Below are 18,610 nucleotides of genomic sequence, written 5' to 3'. Positions count from 1 at the left end.
TGATTCGGATGACGCAATTAAATACAAAGCAAAGCACCAGCATGGCATATAATGAGGTCGAAAGTAATGACAGTGTTAAGTACCTAGTAATAAAGAGGTTATTGGACATAATTGGCGCTACACTAGGTATAATTATGTTATCTCCCTTATTCTTATTAGTTAGTGTGTTTATAAAAGTTGAAGATGTTAAAGGTCCAATACTATTTGATCAGATTCGAATAGGTAAGGATGGCAAAAAATTTAGAATGTATAAATTTCGTTCTATGGTATCAAACGCAGAAGAATTGAAAGCAGCACTTATGGCAAAAAATGAAGCAAAGGGTCCAGTTTTTAAGATAAGAGAAGATCCTAGAATCACTAAAGTAGGAAAATTCATAAGGAGAACCAGTATAGATGAATTACCTCAACTAATTAATGTATTAAAAGGGGACATGAGCTTGGTAGGCCCAAGACCACCTCTACCTAATGAAGTTGTCCAATATAGCAAGCGTCAAAGGCAAAGATTAAGTGTAACACCTGGCCTAACATGTTACTGGCAAGTTAGTGGCAGAAGTAATATTGGATTTGATGAGTGGGTAGAGATGGACTTAGAATACATTAAAAATAGATCTCTTACCATAGATATAAAATTAATACTTAAAACATGTATAGTAATTATCGGAGCTAAAGATGCTTATTAAAAAATACTAAACATTTTTACATCAAGGGAATTTATTTTAGAAGGAAAGATAAACTTGCATAATGATTTAGTAAGAATAGCAAAATCATCATCAATAGTATTTGTGGGAAGAATCGTAGGTTTGTTCCTAGGATTAGTACTAAACTTATTTGCTGCTCGTTACTTAGGAGCAGAAGCTTATGGTAGGTTCATGCTTGTCTATACTATTGTAAGTTTTATATCAATATTTATGAAACTTGGTTTAGATCAAGGGATAATTGCTTTTATTCCTAAAGAAAAAGATCAAAAGAAATCCAATAGTATTATTATTTTTGCTTTTGGGGCTTCCTTATTAATTAGCACAATAATGACTTTGCTGCTTTTAGGTTTTAGTAAAATTATTGCAGTTGAACTACTAAATGATGCAGAAATATTCTCAATATTAATATATATGAGCCCATTTATTATTTTATTATCTTTGATAGATCTTTTTAGAGGCGTGTATCGTAGTAAAAGCGACATTACAAATTTCGTACTAATGCAGAATTACTTCATACCTAGTTTTAAAATATTGATATTTATTTGTCTATACTTCCTTGGCTATACAATTAATGGCTTAATTGTTGCATTCTATATTAGTACTTTGCTAGCAATAGGTTATTTTATAAATTCTATACTTAAAAATATCAAAATTCGATACATATTCACTAAGGAAAATGTATCGAACTTTAAAGAAGTATTGAAATTCTCTGCACCTTTAATCTTAATTGGAGGCATGAATTTTGTAATTACTAAGTCTGATGTTCTAATGATTGGTTATTACTTAAATAGCCAAGATGTTGGAGTGTATAGTATTGCTGTGAAAATTGGCACTTTAAGTAGCTTTATATTAGTAGCTTTTAATACAATGTTTGCACCAGTTATAACACGTTTATATTCGAACAAAGAAATAAAGGAAATAAAAGGACTTTACACTACTATAACTAAATGGTCTTTATTAGGTAATTTAATTATATTTTCAATTATAATTTCGTTTAGTCAAGAAATTATGATTTTATTTGGTGATGAATTCCTTATAGGTTCAACAGCATTAATATTAGTAGCCATTGGACAATTGGTTAACTCCGCAGTAGGTCCCGCAAGCTATATTAATACCATGACGGGAAAGCCCTTGTTTGAACTTTATATTAGTATTGTTACAGCTTGTTTAAACATTCTTTTAAATGTTACTTTAATACCGATATATGGTATAGAAGGAGCTGCTATAGCATCATTGTTAGCTATAGCTTTAAGTAACTTAATTAAGTTAATTCTCGTTTATGGTAGACTTAAAATCCACCCATATAACGTAGAATATATTAAAGTTATTTTAGCTTTTGTAATATCGACGTGTCTAGTGATCGCTCTAAAAAATAGTTTCCATGAAGTTGCTATACTACAATTAATAATGCTACTTTCCATATATTTTGTTTCATTCATTTTAATTTATGGGATAAATGGAATTTCCTCAGAAGATAAAATGATTTTAAGTTCATTATTAAAAAAAATAAAAAGGAAATAATAATTCCATTTTCATTACTAACGAGGTGAAATTCAACATGAATGAAGAGCCAATTTTTTTACTAGGAGCTCATAAGTCTGGGACTAGTTTAGTAAGAAGTTTGTTAGAGGGTCATACAGATTTATTTGTAGTACCTATTGAAGCACACTTCTTTGAACATCTAGGAATGTGGATAGATTATAAAATAAGAAGGAAGTATCCGGAAAGCTTTAGTCAAAAGCAGATTATTGATAATTTCTCATTTTGGATAAAGAGTTCAAATAGTGAATATACAGAATTTTCAGATAGTGACACGAGAGGTTATTGGAATTTAGATATTTTTACTAACACACTAAAAAATTCATTAAATAGTAAAACTGTACTAAATGAGAAGTCTTATATTGATTCCTATGTACATGCTATGTATAAGTCACTTTATATGGAAGATTTACCACACGATAAAAGAGTTGTTGAAAAATCTGTGGAGAATGCAGAGTTTGCCATTTACTTAAAAAAATTATACCCTAAAGCGAAATTTATACATATTATTCGTAATCCTTATTCAAATATAGTCTCTATAAGAAAATTTAAAGAACAACAAAGAGGAGAATATCCCGTATTAAAACACATTGTTGGAAGTCTATATAATTCATATTATTATTTAATGAAAAACCAAAGAATAATTGATCAAAGAGACTACCTAACAATAACTTATGAAGAGTTGGTAAGTAATCCTAACATTGAAATTAAAAAAATATCGAAGTTCTTGAACATTGAAAATCAAGATATCTTATACAAGCCATCAACTATTAATGGTTCGGATTGGAAAGGGAATAGCACTTCGTCAGAGAAATTTGATGGAATTACTAACGATAGAATTAATAAGTGGAAAGGTGAGATTAATCCTTTAGAAGTTAACGTAATAAATAAACTATTTCCTTTTATACTAAAAGAATTCAATTATGAATCATTCTATAAGGATATTGGTTTAAGGCCTGTAAAGGGTGAAACTCTAAAAACATTTTTCGGCAATAGAATATATTTCCATGGCTTCTTGTGAATTTAATGGATAAAAAAAGGTGGACTATTTATTAATATATACATGTGCGTTGCACAATTCCCTAAACTATCAGAAACTTTCATACTTTCTCAAATTAAGTATTTATTGGAAAATAATCACGACGTAAAAATCGTTGCAAAGAAATCTGCTAATGAAGGTAAAGTTCAACCTATTGTAAAAGAATTAAATATGCTCGAAAAAACTATTTATATTAATGGTAAAATTAACCTTGTAAACATATTGAAAGAACTGCCTCTAAAAGGCCTTATAAAAGTATTATTTGATCTGGAAATTATATCTTTTAAAAGTAAATTGAAAACTATTCATAGATTAGTGAAATTAAAAAACAAACTTGAAGAAATCGATGTAATGCACTGTCACTTTGGTGATATAGCAAATGATTTTATTCAATTGAAAAAAATTTATAAATTCCCACTTATAGTATCATTTCATGGAAATGATGTATTACAAGCTCTAAAAAAGAATAAAAGCATCTATAGAAATGTATTCAAGTACGCTACAGTAATTACAGCTAATAGTAATTATACAGCTAGTGTGTTAAAGAAATATGGATGTCCTGAAAATAAAATTGAAATTTTACCTATGGGCATAGAAACTAAAAATTTCGAATTTAAACCGAGAAAATTAAAAGGTACTCAAATAAATATTACTAGTGTTGGAAGAATGGTTGAGAAAAAAGGCTATGAATACGGTATTAAAGCAATGAAGCAAGTTGTAAAACAATTTCCTGAAGTACACTATACTATTGCTGGTGATGGACCATTAAGAGCTGAGTTAGAAGAATTAATTACTGAAAATAATTTAGATGAAAATATAACTCTTCTAGGGAATGTCACTCACGAAAATATAAAAGCTATTTTGAATGATACTCATATTTTTCTTTTCCCTAGTGTTACTGCTGGTAACGGAGATGAAGAAGGACAAGGGGTAGTTTTATTAGAAGCTCAAGCTTCAGGTATACCAATAATTTCAACATTTCATGATGGAATTCCTGAAAGTGTGATAGAAGGTGAAAGTGCTTTTCTCGCTCCAGAAAGAGATGAATTTTATTTAGCAAATAAAATAGAAAAATGTATAGATTTAAATGAAAGTTGGATTCGAATGGGGGAAGCCGGAAGAAAGCACGTTGAAAATAAATTCGAGATGAATAAATTAGGGAGTGAGCTGTCGGAGGTTTATAAGAAATCAATTATGCTTAATGATAATGAGGTGTAAAACATCTATTACACAAATGAAAAAGTTTTCCTAATAATTTTACAGATATCTCTATTTATTTTCTCAATTTATGGAACTATAGCAATTTTTATAGATGATATATTTATTAGATCGATAAAGGATTTTTTATTACTTGGTTTAGTTTTATTCTCTTTAAAAAGGTTAATATTAATTAAAAAAATAGATAGAACAGTTTTCATTGTTTTTTTATTAATTATTTTCTTTATTTTTATAGGTTTATTCAGTAGTTTTACAAAGGGTGATTTTACAAGCTTATTATATGGGATAAAAATAACTGTCATACCGATGATGGGGATTTTCATAGGTATTGTTGCAATGTACAAAAGGTTTTCCTTTTTTAAGATTTTGATGTTAATTTACATACTATGTTTAATAGGTTGGATTGTACAGTATGTACTTGGGGCTCAAAACTTACTTTTATTAGGATATAAGTATGGCACTAATTTTGAACATTTTAATTCTCTGTTAAGGCTACCATCAATAGTAGGTACTCCTGGTAATTTTTCTATTCTATTAGCTTTACTAGGATTCATACTAGAGAAATGTATTCCTAATGAAAAGAAACATTACAAATGGATACTTAATTTGACCACTTTATTGTTTTTAATTTTATCTACAAAAAGATTCGCTTTGCTTTTTTGGGTTATAGCTCAATTGGTGTACTTTTTAGTTTCAACATTTAGAAAGAGCAGCAAGAGAACAGTATTATTTAATAATTCAATGATATTTTTATTTCTCCCCATTTTAACCTACACATTTTATTTTATTTTAGATAGATTTAATTACTTTGCATCTAATTCACTGTTTGCTAGGTTTAAGTTATGGGGTGAATACCTTTATTCTCCATTCTCTTTGGAAGGTATTATTGGGCTAGGTTTAGGTAAAGTGGGAGCAGCTAGCAGAAGAATGGAGGAGCTAAATTATAACTCATTGAATTATTCTGTTGACAATCAATACTTAGCAATATACCAGCAAGTGGGGATAATTGGATTGTTAATTACTTTTGCTCTCATACTAATTATAGGAAAGAAATTGTTATTCACATATGTTCATAATGGTGAAAAAAACAATCTTACTGCTTTATCGTTATTCTCTGGATTGATAATCGTATCGTTTTTCACAAACATATTAGAATTGTATCCGTTTAATGTATTTTTATGGATGTTTGTTGGATACAATTTGTTGAATGAAAAAACTATAAATAAGGGAGTGGAATAGATGGAAAGTTTAGTAAACGTTTTTCTAATAGGTGCTCAAAAATCAGGAACTACTACATTAGCTTATTTGTTAGATCAACACTCCAAAATTGAAGTATGTAGACCAAAGGAACCTCATTACTTTACTCACCACTTTAAAAAGGGCACTAAATGGTATCATAGTTTATTCCCAAATCATCCAAAAAGTGAAATTTTTATTGATGCATCAACCAGTTACACAATGGCTGATACAGGAAATCTCAAATTTGAGGGAGTGCCTGAGAAAATATATAAATACAATCCTAATGCTAAATTTATTTATATCTTAAGGGAACCAGTAGAAAGGGCCTATTCTGGTTACTGGCATGCGCATAGGAATGGAAGAATTAATAAGTCATTTAGCGAATCCATTCTTGATAAAGATTTTCAGCATTTAGTACTTAGTGATTATAACAGTCAATTAAACAAATACAAACCATACTTTGAACCTAGTAATATCTTGCTCATTACCTTTGAAGAACTTAAAGAAAATTACCAAGATGTAGTGAATAAGTGCTGTGTTTTTTTAGACCTAGATGTAGAATATGTTAAATTGAATAGTGTGAAAAATAAATCTCATTCAGCAAATAAATTCGCAAGAGAAATTAGAAAAATAAATAATAGATTCCCTCTTTTAACAAAAATTAGGAATTTTTTACCTCGCAAAGTTGTTAAGTCAATAAGAAAGTTGGGGCTTAATAAATCAATCCCTTCTATGAAGGATAGTGACAGAGAATATTTAAAAAATTATTTTCGTAGTAGAAATGATGAATTAAATAAACATTACGATATTAATATAGATCAATGGGGAGATTACTAAAATAATGAAGTAGGTGGTATCATGAAAAAAAAAGTTTGCATTATACATAGCTTTTACTATCCAGATATAATTGGTGGAGCTGAAATATCTACTAAAATCCTCTCAGAGCAGCTTAATAATATTATAGAAGTAGAAGTACTAACGGTAGGAGGATCTAAAGAAAAGCTAACATATAATGAAATTTATCAAGTACCTGTATATAGACTCCCTTATAACAACTTGTATTGGCTTAAAGATGCTGGAAGAAAGAATAGTAGGGAAAAAGTATTGTGGCATATAATAAATTCATACAACATAGTTCAATATGAAAGAGTAAAAGAACTATTAACTCAAAATAAACCTGAAATTGTTCATACACAGAACCTTTCTGGATTGAGTGTTTCAGTCTGGAAAGCTGCATCAGAATTAAATATTCCTATTGTTCATACTCTTAGAGATTATTCATTATTGAGACCTGTGAATTCTAGATTGTTTTCATATTTCTCTTCATCCATTGCAAAATACTTTAGTAAATATGTATCTGCGGTTATAGGAATATCACAATACATATTAGATGAACATATTAATGGAGGTTTTTTTAAAGAGGCTAATAAATATGTTATTCCAAATGTGGTTGAAAATAAAAGTATAAGTAAAAAGAAAGTATCAACTAGAGATAGTCTGAAGTTGGGGTATTTTGGTCAATTAACCTCTAATAAAGGAGTAGATAGTTTGTTGAAAGCTTTATCTACAATCCCTGAACATATTGTGTCAGATCTTTATATTTGTGGTGAAGGACCAGAAGAAAATAATTTAAAAGAGATTAGTAAGGATAATAGAATTAAATACCTAGGTAAGCTTCCTTATGATAAGGTGATTGATATAATGCAACAGGTAGACCTAACAGTAGTTCCATCAACTTGGGAGGAACCTTTTGGTAGAGTAATAATAGAATCTTATCAAGCTGGGACTCCAGTTATTGCTTCAAAAGTGGGCGGAATCCCAGAAATTTTAATAGATTCTTCTAAGTATAGTTTTACCCCTAACTCTCCTAAAGAAATTACTGAAAGTATTATTGATTATTATAATTATTCTTATAATGATAAGAAGGACATACAAGATGTCTGTATAAAAAAAAGTGAAGAATTTAATGTAGAGAATATGATTGATAAACATTTGAATGTTTACGAGAAATTATGATTTAATTAGTGAATTATTTTACTAAGTTAATGGTAGGTGAATACTTTGAGAGAAAAAAAACAAAAACCTATATTAGTAACAGGTTCTCCTAGAGGAGGAACAACTTTTGTAGGGAAAATTTTATCCCTGAATTCTAACATAGGTTATATACAAGAGCCATTTAATAGAGAATATGGTCTTAATACTGTAAACCAGAACTTTCTTTTTACAAAAAAAGGAGCTGCAAACGAAAATTTAGTATCAGATTCAATACGAGATTTGATGAAAGGGCAAGCAGTGTTCAAAAGGTTTCCTTATCATTATTTAAAAAGAGGAAAAAAGACTAAAATTGAAAAAGTAAGAAATTTGATAGGATGGGCAACCATAAAAAGCAGACCAAACTTTTATTACCAGAAAATTAAAATAGATCCTTTTATTAATCGATTACTTATCAAGGATCCAATGGCCTACAATTTAACTGAATATATGCATCAAGAGTATAATTGTAAAGTTGTAATAGTAATAAGACACCCTGCTGCATTTGTAAGTAGTATGAAAAGGTTAGAGTGGCAATTTGGTTTCGATAATTTACTTAAGCAAGAAGAATTAATTATGGAACATCCTTATTTAATAGAATATATTAATAGAGTAAATTCTGAAGAGGAAAATCTGGTATTAAAATCTGCAGTCTGGTGGAATTGTATATATTCAGTTCTTTCAACATATGCAAAAAGAAACCCAAATATGATAATTGTAAAACATGAAGATTTATCTCTTGATCCAGTATCTGAATTTCATAAGTTATATAATAAATTGGGGATTAATTTTAATAATCATATAGAAAAAAAGATTAAGGAATATACTGGAGACAAAAACCCAGTTAAGGCTGAATCCAACAGAGTACATGTACTAAAACGAAACAGCAAGGATATGATAAAAAGCTGGAAGAAAAACTTAACAGAATCAGAAATATCTCTTATTAAAGAAACAACCAAAGACTTAGCAAACCATTATTATAATGAAGATCATTGGTAGAAGAAGGATGGGTCTAATTTGATAATCGGAGTAGATGGTAGAAAATTAACAAGTAATAAAACAGGAATTGGAATCTACTTAGAGAATATGTTGAAATACATAATAAAAAACGATGATAATAACTTTTATTATGTGTTTTCAGATAATGAAATAAATATTAACTTTAATAATGATAAAAAAAATATTGTATTTATTAAAGTAAATGACCTAAATAAAATCTTCCCAAATAACCAAATATATCAGCCAATTTGGTTGAATTTAATTTTACCAAAGTACTTAAAAAAATATAAAGTTGATGTTTTTTGGGGACCTAATTTTCTAAAGCCTATCACTTTCCCAGCAAAAAAAAGTATTGTTACAGTACATGATTTAGCATTTATAAATGCTAAGGAATATCATTCTAAATTTCATGCGATGTATTTAAAATTTTTCTTAAATTTAATATTTAATAAAGATATAAATATATTTACAGTATCCAATTATTCAAAACAATCAATAATGGGAAATTTCAAATATATTGAGAGTGACCAAATAGCTATAACATATTGTTCTTATGATCGTAATTTATTCACTGGTAATTATGATAGTGAAATAAGAAATAATATCCACACTAAATACAATTTACCTGAAAAGTATTTATTATTTGTAGGAACTACTACTGCTCGAAAGAATCTAGTGAACTTATTGTACTCGTATGAGGAATCAATAAAAAAGAAAAGGGCAATCTGCAAACTTGTTGTAGTTGGCGCCAAAGGTAATGGTCTAGAAAATGTAAAAGAAATTGTAAAGCATTTTAACCTTGAAGAATACGTTATCTTTTTAGGATATGTAGAGACTGAGGACTTACCTTATATTTACAATATGGCAGAGGTATTTGTATTTCCGTCTTTCTATGAAGGATTCGGCATACCTTTACTAGAAGCGATGGCTAGTGGAACACCAGTAATTAGTGCAAATGTTACATCTTTACCTGAAGTAGCAGGTGATGCAGCAGTTTATATTAATCCTAGTTCACCAGAAAATATTTCAAAGGGAATAGATAGTTTGTTATCTGATGAATTAAAGCAAAATGAATTAAAAAATAATGGAATAAACCGTGTGGAACTATTCCATTGGGAACTTAGTGCAAATGTTTTTATTAATAAGCTAAAAGATATACAGTTAATGGAGGATGTTAATGAAAATTCTGATAATTAGCACCCAATTTCCATATCCAAAAGATAATGGAAAAAAAGTAATTCTATCAAGTATTTATGAGTATTTCATAGAAAAACATGGTGAAAACTCAATAGAATACATAGTGGTCGGGGATAATGATTTAAAAAAGTCATTAAATTCTAATGTCATATATATTGATAAGCCTAAAGTATTAAATCAGTTGAAAAATGTATTTTTCAATACTTTAATTTTTCGAAACAAATCTTTACAAGAATCGTTTTTATTTAGTAATGATATAAAGAAAACTTTAGTGAATTATATTGATGAAAAGGATATAGATCTTGTTATATACGATACTTTAAGAATATCTCAATATTTCGAAGATGAAGCATTGGATGTTGAAGAATTTGTTTATATGGATGACTTATTTTCTATACGTTACGAAAAAATGTTACATAATATGAAAAAATTCAAAGATGTAGATTTTAATGTACTAGGTAATTTCTCCTCTCACCTTCCTAAATTCGCCAAGAGAATATCCTCTATACAATCGATTAGTAAATTATTGCTAAAGTATGAAAAGGGTTTACTAAAAAAACGTGAATTGGTTACAGCAGAAAAAATTACAAACAAATTATTAATTAGTGAACTAGAGGTAGGAGTATTAAAGGCTAATTCGAAACAAGAAAACATTCGCTCTATTAGACCGAAGGTATTAAATCATAAAAACAATATAACAAAAAGAGACTATAAGGGAGTACCAACTTTCATTTTCTTAGGATCATTAAATATCCCTCATAATAACGTTTCGATAGTAAATTTCATCAAGGTGAATATGAAGAATCTAATTTCAGAAAATCCAAATGTAAAGCTGAAAATTATAGGTAAAAACCCAAGTAATGAAGTTCTTAAGTTAACAGCAGAGTACCCAAAAAATATTGAACTATCAGGGTATGTAGAAAATTTAGATAAATTGTTTAACGAGTCTTGTGCAATGATAATTCCTTTATTATTCGGGAGCGGTGTTAAATTAAAAACTTTAGAAGCTATGTCTAGAGCACTGCCAGTCATAACAACTAACTTTGGTGCTGAGGGTATCAACTTACCAATGAAAGGTGAGTGTATTGTGGAAAATGATATTTCAAAGTTCCCAGTACACATGAGTAATTTGACAAACATCTCAACAAACAGAAAAATGTCCAATTTAGCGCATCGCTTTTTCTATGAATACTATTCAAAAGAGGCCGTTTATAGACAATATGATAATATATTTTCAATGTATCATTAAAATAAAGAAAGTGGGGTTGAAATGAAATTAGTTTTATTATCTGGTGGCTCTGGTAAACGTCTATGGCCATTATCAAACGACTCAAGGTCAAAACAATTTTTAAAAGTTTTAAAGAATCCTGAAGGTGAAGATGTTTCCATGGTACAAAGAGTTTGGGAACAATTAGAAAGAAATAATTTGAGTGAAGATTCTATAATTGCTACAAGCAAATCTCAGGTAGATATGATTACTAGTCAACTAGGATATAATATACCAATTGTGACAGAACCAGAAAGAAGAGATACTTTCCCAGCCATAGCTTTAGCTGCAGTTTATTTATTCTCTGTAGAAGGCTGCGATAGGGATGAAGTGGTAGGAATGCTTCCAGTAGATCCATATGTAGATAGTTCTTTTTTTAATACAGTTAAAGAATTAGAAGATATATTAATAGATTCGGATGCGGACTTAGCTTTGATGGGAGTTAAACCTACATATCCCTCCGAAAAATATGGATACATTATTCCCAAAGTAGAGCAGAATAGTGTTCATAGTATAATGGTTGAAAGATTTACTGAAAAGCCTAACGAAAAATTAGCGAGAGAGTTTATTGAGAAGGATGCATTATGGAATTGTGGGGTTTTCTCATTTAAATTAAGTTATATTTTAAACATATTAGAAAAAAAGGGGTTCTCCCTTGACTATAGTGAATTAGTGAAACAATACTCCCAACTCCCAAAAACAAGTTTTGATTATGAAGTGGTAGAAAATGCAGAACATATAGTGGCAACTTCATATGACGGAAATTGGAAAGATCTTGGAACATGGAATACTCTAACAGAGGAAATGTCAACCAGCATCCTAGGTAAAGGAATCATGAGTAAAGATATTAGTAATTCGCATATCATCAATGAATTAGATATTCCTGTTACATTATTAGGTTTAGACAATACTGTGGTTGCAGTCAGTCCTGATGGTATTTTAGTTACAAATAAAGACTCCAGCCCAAAGGTTAAGGAATATGTTAATAATATAGGCGGTCGCCCTATGTATGAAGAGCGAAGGTGGGGGTGGTATAGAGTACTAGACTATACAAAATTTGATGAAGGTAATGAAGTATTAACTAAGCGAATTGGCATTATGGCTGGTAAGAACCTGAGCTATCAATTACATTATCAGCGAAGTGAGGTGTGGACGGTAGTTAAAGGTGAGGGTGTATTTATTCTAAATGATGAATTTAAACATGTCAGGGCAGGTGATGTACTTCAAATTCCGCTAGCTTCCAAACACTCTATTAGAGCAACTTCCGAAATGGAAATTATTGAAGTTCAAACTGGTAGTGAATTGGTAGAAGAGGACATAATTCGTATATCAACAAATTGGGATAATATAATAAAAGAAGTTCAAACCCTTATATAATCTTAATACTCCTTAGTGTTTATTAAATTCCCATTTAATAGCTCAGTATTATTTGAAACATTATTTCATAGTATTTGAACTTGCTTTTGTAAATTAAGTATTAAATATAAAAGTGCATACTGATTTATAATTGGGATGAAAATTAACCAAAGGAAGGCTTTTTATGACATTTGAAATGATTTTCGTTGTAACAGCGATTATCTTAATGCTAGTCGGTTTATACTTGGAGATTGCCCGTGCAGATTTGATTGTATTTGCTACATTGTTTTTGTTTTTATTACTAGATTTTGTAACACCTGAACAAGCTCTTGTTGGTTTTTCCAATCAAGGCATGTTAACTGTCGCTCTGTTATTTATAGTTGCTCGAGTTTTTGAAAAAAGTGGTCTAGTAGAACGGCTGATGTCTGCTTTTTTAGCAAAAGCCAATACCCATACTGGGGCGCTTAGTAGACTTGTTATTCCAGTTGCGGGATTCTCAGCTTTTTTAAATAATACACCGATTGTTGTGACTTTGACCCCTATTATTAGAAGATGGTCTTCCGATCATAATATTTCTCCATCTAAGTTTTTGCTTCCATTATCGTATGCATCTATTTTAGGTGGTACAATTACATTAATGGGTACCTCAACAAACCTGGTTATTCATGGTTTGTTACTAGATTTTAACACCGATGGATTCTCTTTTTTTCAGCTAGCTATAGTTGGAATTCCTATCACGATTGTAGGTTTGGTTTACTTAATCTTCTTTGGTCCTAAGGTTTTACCAGACCATCGAAGTTTGATTGAAAGAGTGAACGAAAATACTAAAGATTACTTAAGTGAAATGGTAGTTTTAGAAGGTTTTCCTTACAAAAATCAATCCGTAGAAGCAGCTTCATTAAGAAACCTAAAAGGTTTGTATCTCATTGAGATTATTAGAGGAACGGAGAAAATTTCTCCAGTAACAAGAGATACAAAAGTTCAAGTTGGAGACCGTTTAATTTTTACCGGGATGATGTCTACCATTGCTGATCTCCAAAAGCGAAAAGGGTTGCAGTTGGATACAGGAACTGACTTATCTCTAGATGATTTAAAGAACGGAAATACAAAATTACAAGAAGTTGTCGTATCCTACCAGTCTAGTTTGTTAGGACAAACGATTAAGCAAAGTGGATTTCGTGAAACCTATGATGCTGCTGTTATGGCTGTACATAGAAACGATGAAAGAGTTGAGGGGAAAATTGGGGATATAGTTCCAAAAGCAGGAGATTTACTATTAATAGTTTCTGGGTTAAGTTTTGAAGAAAAGAGTAAAGAACAGCGTGATTTTTATGTAACTTCTCCAGTAGGTAATTCAACTTTTTATGAGAATGAGTCTAAAGGATGGTTTGCTTTAATCTTGTTAATGAGCATGATTGTTCTAGTAACCTTCCAATTGTTATCTATATTTAAAGCCATGGTTATTACTGTCGGTGTGCTGATAGTAACGAAAATAATCTCACCAAAGCAGGCAAAAGCGGCGGTGCAGTTCCAAGTGCTGTTATTGATTGCCAGTGCACTTGGCATAGGAAATGTTATTATTCAGACAGGAACAGCAGAATGGCTTGCGGATCATCTCGTTCAAAATTTGCAACCATTCGGAATTTTAGCTATTTTAGTTTCTATTTTTATACTGACAAATTTATTTACAGAGTTCATTACTAACAATGCCGCAGCTGTAATCATGTTTCCGATAGCTTATGAAGTAGCGGTCGAATCTGGTATCGATCCTATGGGAATGGCAATCCTTGTAGCTATTGCAGCATCTGCTAGTTTCTTATCACCAATTGGGTATCAAACCAACCTAATAGTTTATGGACCGGGTGGTTATCATTTTAAAGATTATATACGTACTGGATTACCGTTATCAATTATTGTTATGGTCATCACAGTTTTTGTTATATATATACAATTTGTATAGAAGGAGTTTTTTATTATGAAATCAACAAATATTACATGGCACGACTCGAAAGTTGAAAAGGTCGAACGTCAACAATTGAAGAAGCACCAAAGTCCTGTTCTTTGGTTTACTGGTTTATCTGGATCCGGAAAGTCTACACTTTCTGTTGAAGTCGAAAAAGCATTATTTGAGTTAGGTGTACACTCTTATCGTCTGGATGGAGATAACGTGCGTCATGGTTTAAATAAAAACCTTGGATTCAGTCCTGAAGATCGCACAGAAAACATACGTCGTATCGGCGAAGTAGCGAAATTAATGAATGATGCGGGTCTAGTTACATTAACAGCATTTATCTCCCCTTACCGTGAAGACCGTGACAGTGCGCGTGAACTGTTTGAAGACGGAGAATTTATTGAAGTGTACACGAAATGTTCTTTAGAAGAAGCAGAGAACCGTGACCCTAAAGGTTTATATAAGAAAGCTCGATCTGGAGAAATTAAAGGGTTCACAGGTATAGATGCTCCGTACGAAGAGCCAAGTGCTCCAGAACTCGTTGTTGAAACAGATAAGAATACGTTAGAAGATTCTGTGAAACAGGTTATTACTTTTTTACAGGAAAAGAAATATATCTAAAATTTAATCGTCATGCTTACGATTTCATTACCCCGTAAATTATTAGGAGGAAGAGCATGCAACAACAAGTAGTTCAAGCTGCAGTCGAAGCTGGAAAAGAAATCATGAAGATTTATGAAACAGATTTTGAAGTAGAGTATAAAGAAGATGAATCTCCACTAACCGTCGCAGACCAGCGTTCTCATGAAATCATTAAAGAAGCTCTGCAAAAAAACTTCCCTGAGATTCCTATCCTAAGTGAAGAAGGATCCCACCTTTCTTATGAAGAGCGTAAAGCATGGAAAGAATTCTGGTTAGTCGATCCTATTGATGGAACAAAGGAATTTATAAAAAAGAACGGTGAATTTACCGTAAATATCGCTTTAATTAGAGAAGGTAAGCCTGTTTTTGGGGTGGTTTATGCACCTGCTCTTGATGATCTTTATGTAGCTAATGAAGAACAAGGTGCTTATAAAGTGAAGGGGTTACTATCAAGTGATGATGTTCAAGCTTACAAAACAAAGCTTCCTTTAGAAAAATCAAGCGACAAAGTGGCAAGAGTGATAGCCAGTCGATCTCATATGTCTGAAGAAACAGAAGCCTTTATTAATCAATTAAAAGAGACATATGATGAAGTGGAAACAATCTCTGCAGGTAGCTCTTTGAAACTATGTTTAGTAGCGGAAGGAAAAGCGGACTACTATCCACGTTACGCACCAACAATGGAATGGGATACTGGAGCTGGACAAGCTATTGTAGAATTATCGGGTGGGAAAGTTGATATTGCTAATGAAAACTCCCCACTCACATATAACAAAAAGAACTTAAGAAATCCATGGTTCTTAGCTCGTAGAGCTTAAATATATCTTTAAACTAATTATTAATTTTGTATTAAAGTATAAAAAAGATATACTACGGTTACAAGAGCGCTCAATTAAGTGTAAGATTAGAAAAGACATCTAAAATATCTAGAATTACATTGGAGGTTTTATTTTATGACTGTTGAAGTACATGGTGGAACATTAGTTAATCGTGAATTAAAAGGAAATGATAGAGAAGAGGCACTTAATCATGCCAAATCTCTACAAACTCTAGAAATCTCTAAATGGACAATATCTGACCTTGAGTTAATCGGGATTGGAGGATTTAGCCCATTAAACGGTTTCATGTGTAAAGCGGATTATGAGAGAGTTGTAGAAGAAATGCGCTTGAAAGATGGTACTATCTGGAGTATTCCTATTACTCTTCCTGTAACAGAAGAACAAGCTAATCAGTATCAGGTAGGAGAAGAAATTGCCCTTAATGGTGAAGATGGTATTACATACGGTACCCTTCTTATTGAAGAGAAGTATTCTTACGATGAAACTCGTGAAGCAGAAAATGTTTATGGTACTAAAGACGAAGCACACCCTGGGGTTAACAAAGTATATCAAAAAGGAAATGTCTACTTAGGCGGACCAATTATGCTTCTTAATCGTCCGGATCACGGTGAATTTGAAGACTTCTACTTAGATCCATCGGAAACACGCCAACTTTTCTCTGATCTAGGTTGGAAAACAATTGTTGGATTCCAAACACGTAACCCTGTTCATCGTGCTCACGAGCATATTCAAAAGACAGCTCTAGAAGCTGTAGATGGTCTATTGCTGAACCCTCTTGTTGGTGAAACGAAGTCAGATGATATTCCTGCGGACGTTCGTATGGAAAGCTACCAAACCATTCTTAAAAATTACTACCCTGAAGACCGCGTCCGACTAGTGATTTACCCAGCAGCTATGCGTTATGCAGGACCTCGCGAAGCGATCCTACACGCAACTGTGCGTAAAAACTATGGCTGTACACATTTCATTGTCGGCCGTGACCACGCTGGAGTAGGCGATTATTATGGAACGTATGATGCGCAGGATTTAATTGCTAGTGTAGAAGACGAGCTAGGGATTGGTATCTTTAAATTTGAACATGCTTTCTATTGTGATGTATGTGAAAACATGGCTTCAGCGAAGACATGCCCACATGGAAAAGAACACCATATTCATTTAAGTGGTACAAAAGTACGCGAACTTCTACGTAATGGGGAGCGTCCTCCTAAAGAATTCTCTCGACCGGAAGTAGCGGATGTATTAATTAAAGGTATGAAGCAAATTTAATTATTCAATAAATTTGAACTACTACCTAGTGAAGCCTTGCAGACAAACTCTGGAAGGCTTCACTTTTACATATGGACTTTAAATCAAGAAGGAGATTATATAATGAATATTTTGGTTTGTGGTGGAGCTGGATACATAGGTAGTCATGCGGTGGCAGAACTAACTAAGGCTGATCACCAAGTAGTCGTACTTGATAATTTTGAAACCGGTCATGAAGAGTCATTAATAGAAGGTGTACCATTACTTCGTGGAGACCTCAGGAGAATAGAGGATGTTAGAAAAGTCTTTAAAAGCCATAAAATAGATGCAGTTATGCAGTTTGCGGCTAATTCATTAGTCGGTGAAAGTGTTGAAGATCCATTAAAATATTATGGTAACAATGTTTTTGGTACTATGACTTTGTTAAAGGTTATGGAAGAACATGGTGTTGATAAAATTGTATTTTCTTCTACGGCTGCTACATACGGAGAACCTGAACAAGTTCCAATTGTAGAAGAATCACCTACCAATCCTACAAATACATATGGTCAAACTAAGCTTGCTGTTGAGAAAATGTTGCACTGGACCGAACACGCCCATGGTATTAAATATGTATCCTTACGCTATTTCAACGTAGCAGGAGCTCATGAAAATTACAATATTGGTGAAGACCATAAGCCAGAAACTCACCTTGTACCGCTCATCCTACAAGTAGCGCTAGGACAGAGAGACCATATATCGATATTTGGTGATGACTACCCAACTGAAGACGGTACATGTATTCGTGATTACATACATGTAGTAGATTTGGTGAGGGCACATATACTTGCATTAGATTATCTCAATGAAGATAAGCCTTCAAGCATCTTTAACCTAGGAAACGGACAAGGCTTCTCTGTTAAAGAAATGATAAATGCAGCTAGAGAGGTCACAGGTCATGAAATCCCCGCAATAGTAGCACCTAGAAGACTGGGAGATCCAGCTCAATTAGTAGCATCCGCTGAAAAGGCTAAGAGGGAACTGGGCTGGTTACCACGATATACTTCTATGGTAGATATTATAAGAACGGCTTGGGCATGGCATGAGAGACATCCTAATGGTTATAGAGATTAGAAATTAGTTAAGGGACTTATTACTCAGTTAAAGGTTCCTTTTTTAATTTTCACTGATTCAACAAGAACCTTGGTACCCAAGATTCTTGCCTGCCCTAAGAGTGTGTTAGGTGTTTTAGAAGTAACTTCATTTAATCATGTATTTTTACACTATGAAAGGCTTGTTATTAAATTTCCGTAAAAGCTCATTGAAAAATGAGAACCTAACAATCGGAGGAGAATGAAATGAAATACACTG

At 31.9% G+C, this 18,610-nt stretch carries 16 protein-coding genes; all 16 read left to right on the top strand.

The genetic code is table 11. The features are described from left to right. Positions 1 to 8: 8 nt before the first annotated feature. The 16 genes from ACJA3J_RS18560 (at position 9) to galE (ending at position 18,373) form a co-directional block, all read left to right on the top strand. Complete coding sequence (locus ACJA3J_RS18560) at positions 9 to 680, top strand: sugar transferase (protein WP_406944935.1); 672 nt, start codon at positions 9 to 11, stop codon at positions 678 to 680. 54 nt (positions 681 to 734) lie between these two features. Next, positions 735 to 2,219, top strand: a complete 1,485-nt coding sequence (locus tag ACJA3J_RS18555; protein ID WP_406944934.1) for an oligosaccharide flippase family protein — start codon at positions 735 to 737, stop codon at positions 2,217 to 2,219. A gap of 37 nt (positions 2,220 to 2,256) precedes the next feature. Beyond that, a complete protein-coding gene (locus ACJA3J_RS18550; protein ID WP_406944933.1) occupies positions 2,257 to 3,258 on the top strand; it encodes a sulfotransferase family protein in 1,002 nt (333 codons plus the stop codon). Positions 3,259 to 3,300: 42 nt separating this feature from the next. Then, positions 3,301 to 4,494: a glycosyltransferase gene (locus ACJA3J_RS18545; protein ID WP_406944932.1), complete on the top strand. Its 1,194-nt coding sequence runs from the start codon at positions 3,301 to 3,303 to the stop codon at positions 4,492 to 4,494. Positions 4,495 to 4,830: 336 nt separating this feature from the next. Continuing rightward, positions 4,831 to 5,733, top strand: a complete 903-nt coding sequence (locus ACJA3J_RS18540; protein ID WP_406944931.1) for an O-antigen ligase family protein — start codon at positions 4,831 to 4,833, stop codon at positions 5,731 to 5,733. Continuing rightward, on the top strand, positions 5,734 to 6,570 hold the full coding sequence (locus ACJA3J_RS18535) for a sulfotransferase family protein (RefSeq protein WP_406944930.1): 837 nt from the start codon (positions 5,734 to 5,736) through the stop codon (positions 6,568 to 6,570). 21 nt (positions 6,571 to 6,591) lie between these two features. After that, a complete protein-coding gene (locus ACJA3J_RS18530) occupies positions 6,592 to 7,749 on the top strand; it encodes a glycosyltransferase family 4 protein (protein WP_406944929.1) in 1,158 nt (385 codons plus the stop codon). Between the two features lie 45 nt (positions 7,750 to 7,794). After that, complete coding sequence (locus ACJA3J_RS18525; RefSeq protein ID WP_406944928.1) at positions 7,795 to 8,763, top strand: sulfotransferase domain-containing protein; 969 nt, start codon at positions 7,795 to 7,797, stop codon at positions 8,761 to 8,763. A gap of 18 nt (positions 8,764 to 8,781) precedes the next feature. Beyond that, the gene (locus ACJA3J_RS18520; protein ID WP_406944927.1) at positions 8,782 to 9,960 is read left to right on the top strand and encodes a glycosyltransferase family 4 protein; all 1,179 of its coding nucleotides are present in this window, start codon (positions 8,782 to 8,784) and stop codon (positions 9,958 to 9,960) included. Continuing rightward, entirely contained in the window at positions 9,941 to 11,209 is a 1,269-nt protein-coding gene (locus tag ACJA3J_RS18515; protein ID WP_406944926.1) for a glycosyltransferase, read from the top strand. The genes ACJA3J_RS18520 and ACJA3J_RS18515 overlap by 20 nt, the downstream gene beginning before the upstream one ends. A 21-nt stretch (positions 11,210 to 11,230) precedes the next feature. Further along, positions 11,231 to 12,604 (top strand): sugar phosphate nucleotidyltransferase, encoded by a 1,374-nt coding sequence (locus ACJA3J_RS18510; RefSeq protein ID WP_406944925.1) that lies wholly within the window; start codon positions 11,231 to 11,233, stop codon positions 12,602 to 12,604. A gap of 163 nt (positions 12,605 to 12,767) precedes the next feature. Continuing rightward, a complete protein-coding gene (locus tag ACJA3J_RS18505; RefSeq protein WP_406944924.1) occupies positions 12,768 to 14,543 on the top strand; it encodes an SLC13 family permease in 1,776 nt (591 codons plus the stop codon). 12 nt (positions 14,544 to 14,555) lie between these two features. After that, on the top strand, positions 14,556 to 15,155 hold the full coding sequence (gene cysC / locus ACJA3J_RS18500) for an adenylyl-sulfate kinase (protein ID WP_406946327.1): 600 nt from the start codon (positions 14,556 to 14,558) through the stop codon (positions 15,153 to 15,155). Between the two features lie 56 nt (positions 15,156 to 15,211). Then, positions 15,212 to 15,994, top strand: coding sequence for a 3'(2'),5'-bisphosphate nucleotidase CysQ (gene cysQ / locus ACJA3J_RS18495; protein ID WP_406944923.1), 783 nt, complete (start codon positions 15,212 to 15,214; stop codon positions 15,992 to 15,994). A 135-nt stretch (positions 15,995 to 16,129) separates the two neighbouring features. Beyond that, complete coding sequence (gene sat / locus ACJA3J_RS18490; RefSeq protein ID WP_406944922.1) at positions 16,130 to 17,281, top strand: sulfate adenylyltransferase; 1,152 nt, start codon at positions 16,130 to 16,132, stop codon at positions 17,279 to 17,281. A gap of 102 nt (positions 17,282 to 17,383) precedes the next feature. After that, positions 17,384 to 18,373 (top strand): UDP-glucose 4-epimerase GalE, encoded by a 990-nt coding sequence (galE, locus tag ACJA3J_RS18485; protein WP_406944921.1) that lies wholly within the window; start codon positions 17,384 to 17,386, stop codon positions 18,371 to 18,373. Positions 18,374 to 18,610 lie beyond the last annotated feature (237 nt).

The organism is Halobacillus sp. SY10, from assembly GCF_045401165.1.
In the GTDB taxonomy this organism is placed as follows: domain Bacteria; phylum Bacillota; class Bacilli; order Bacillales; family Halobacillaceae; genus Halobacillus; species Halobacillus aidingensis.
This window is presented reverse-complemented; position numbering and strand designations above follow the sequence as displayed.

Bases quoted from the DNA above. Each gene is read 5' to 3' on its own strand.
- galE (WP_406944921.1), top strand. From the start codon at position 17,384: ATGAATATTTTGGTTTGTGGTGGAGCTGGATACATAGGTAGTCATGCG.
- ACJA3J_RS18505 (WP_406944924.1), top strand. From the start codon at position 12,768: ATGACATTTGAAATGATTTTCGTTGTAACAGCGATTATCTTAATGCTA.
- ACJA3J_RS18545 (WP_406944932.1), top strand. From the start codon at position 3,301: ATGTGCGTTGCACAATTCCCTAAACTATCAGAAACTTTCATACTTTCT.
- ACJA3J_RS18535 (WP_406944930.1), top strand. From the start codon at position 5,734: ATGGAAAGTTTAGTAAACGTTTTTCTAATAGGTGCTCAAAAATCAGGA.
- ACJA3J_RS18530 (WP_406944929.1), top strand. From the start codon at position 6,592: ATGAAAAAAAAAGTTTGCATTATACATAGCTTTTACTATCCAGATATA.
- cysQ (WP_406944923.1), top strand. From the start codon at position 15,212: ATGCAACAACAAGTAGTTCAAGCTGCAGTCGAAGCTGGAAAAGAAATC.
- ACJA3J_RS18510 (WP_406944925.1), top strand. From the start codon at position 11,231: ATGAAATTAGTTTTATTATCTGGTGGCTCTGGTAAACGTCTATGGCCA.
- ACJA3J_RS18550 (WP_406944933.1), top strand. From the start codon at position 2,257: ATGAATGAAGAGCCAATTTTTTTACTAGGAGCTCATAAGTCTGGGACT.
- sat (WP_406944922.1), top strand. From the start codon at position 16,130: ATGACTGTTGAAGTACATGGTGGAACATTAGTTAATCGTGAATTAAAA.
- ACJA3J_RS18540 (WP_406944931.1), top strand. From the start codon at position 4,831: ATGTACAAAAGGTTTTCCTTTTTTAAGATTTTGATGTTAATTTACATA.
- ACJA3J_RS18560 (WP_406944935.1), top strand. From the start codon at position 9: ATGACGCAATTAAATACAAAGCAAAGCACCAGCATGGCATATAATGAG.
- ACJA3J_RS18515 (WP_406944926.1), top strand. From the start codon at position 9,941: ATGAAAATTCTGATAATTAGCACCCAATTTCCATATCCAAAAGATAAT.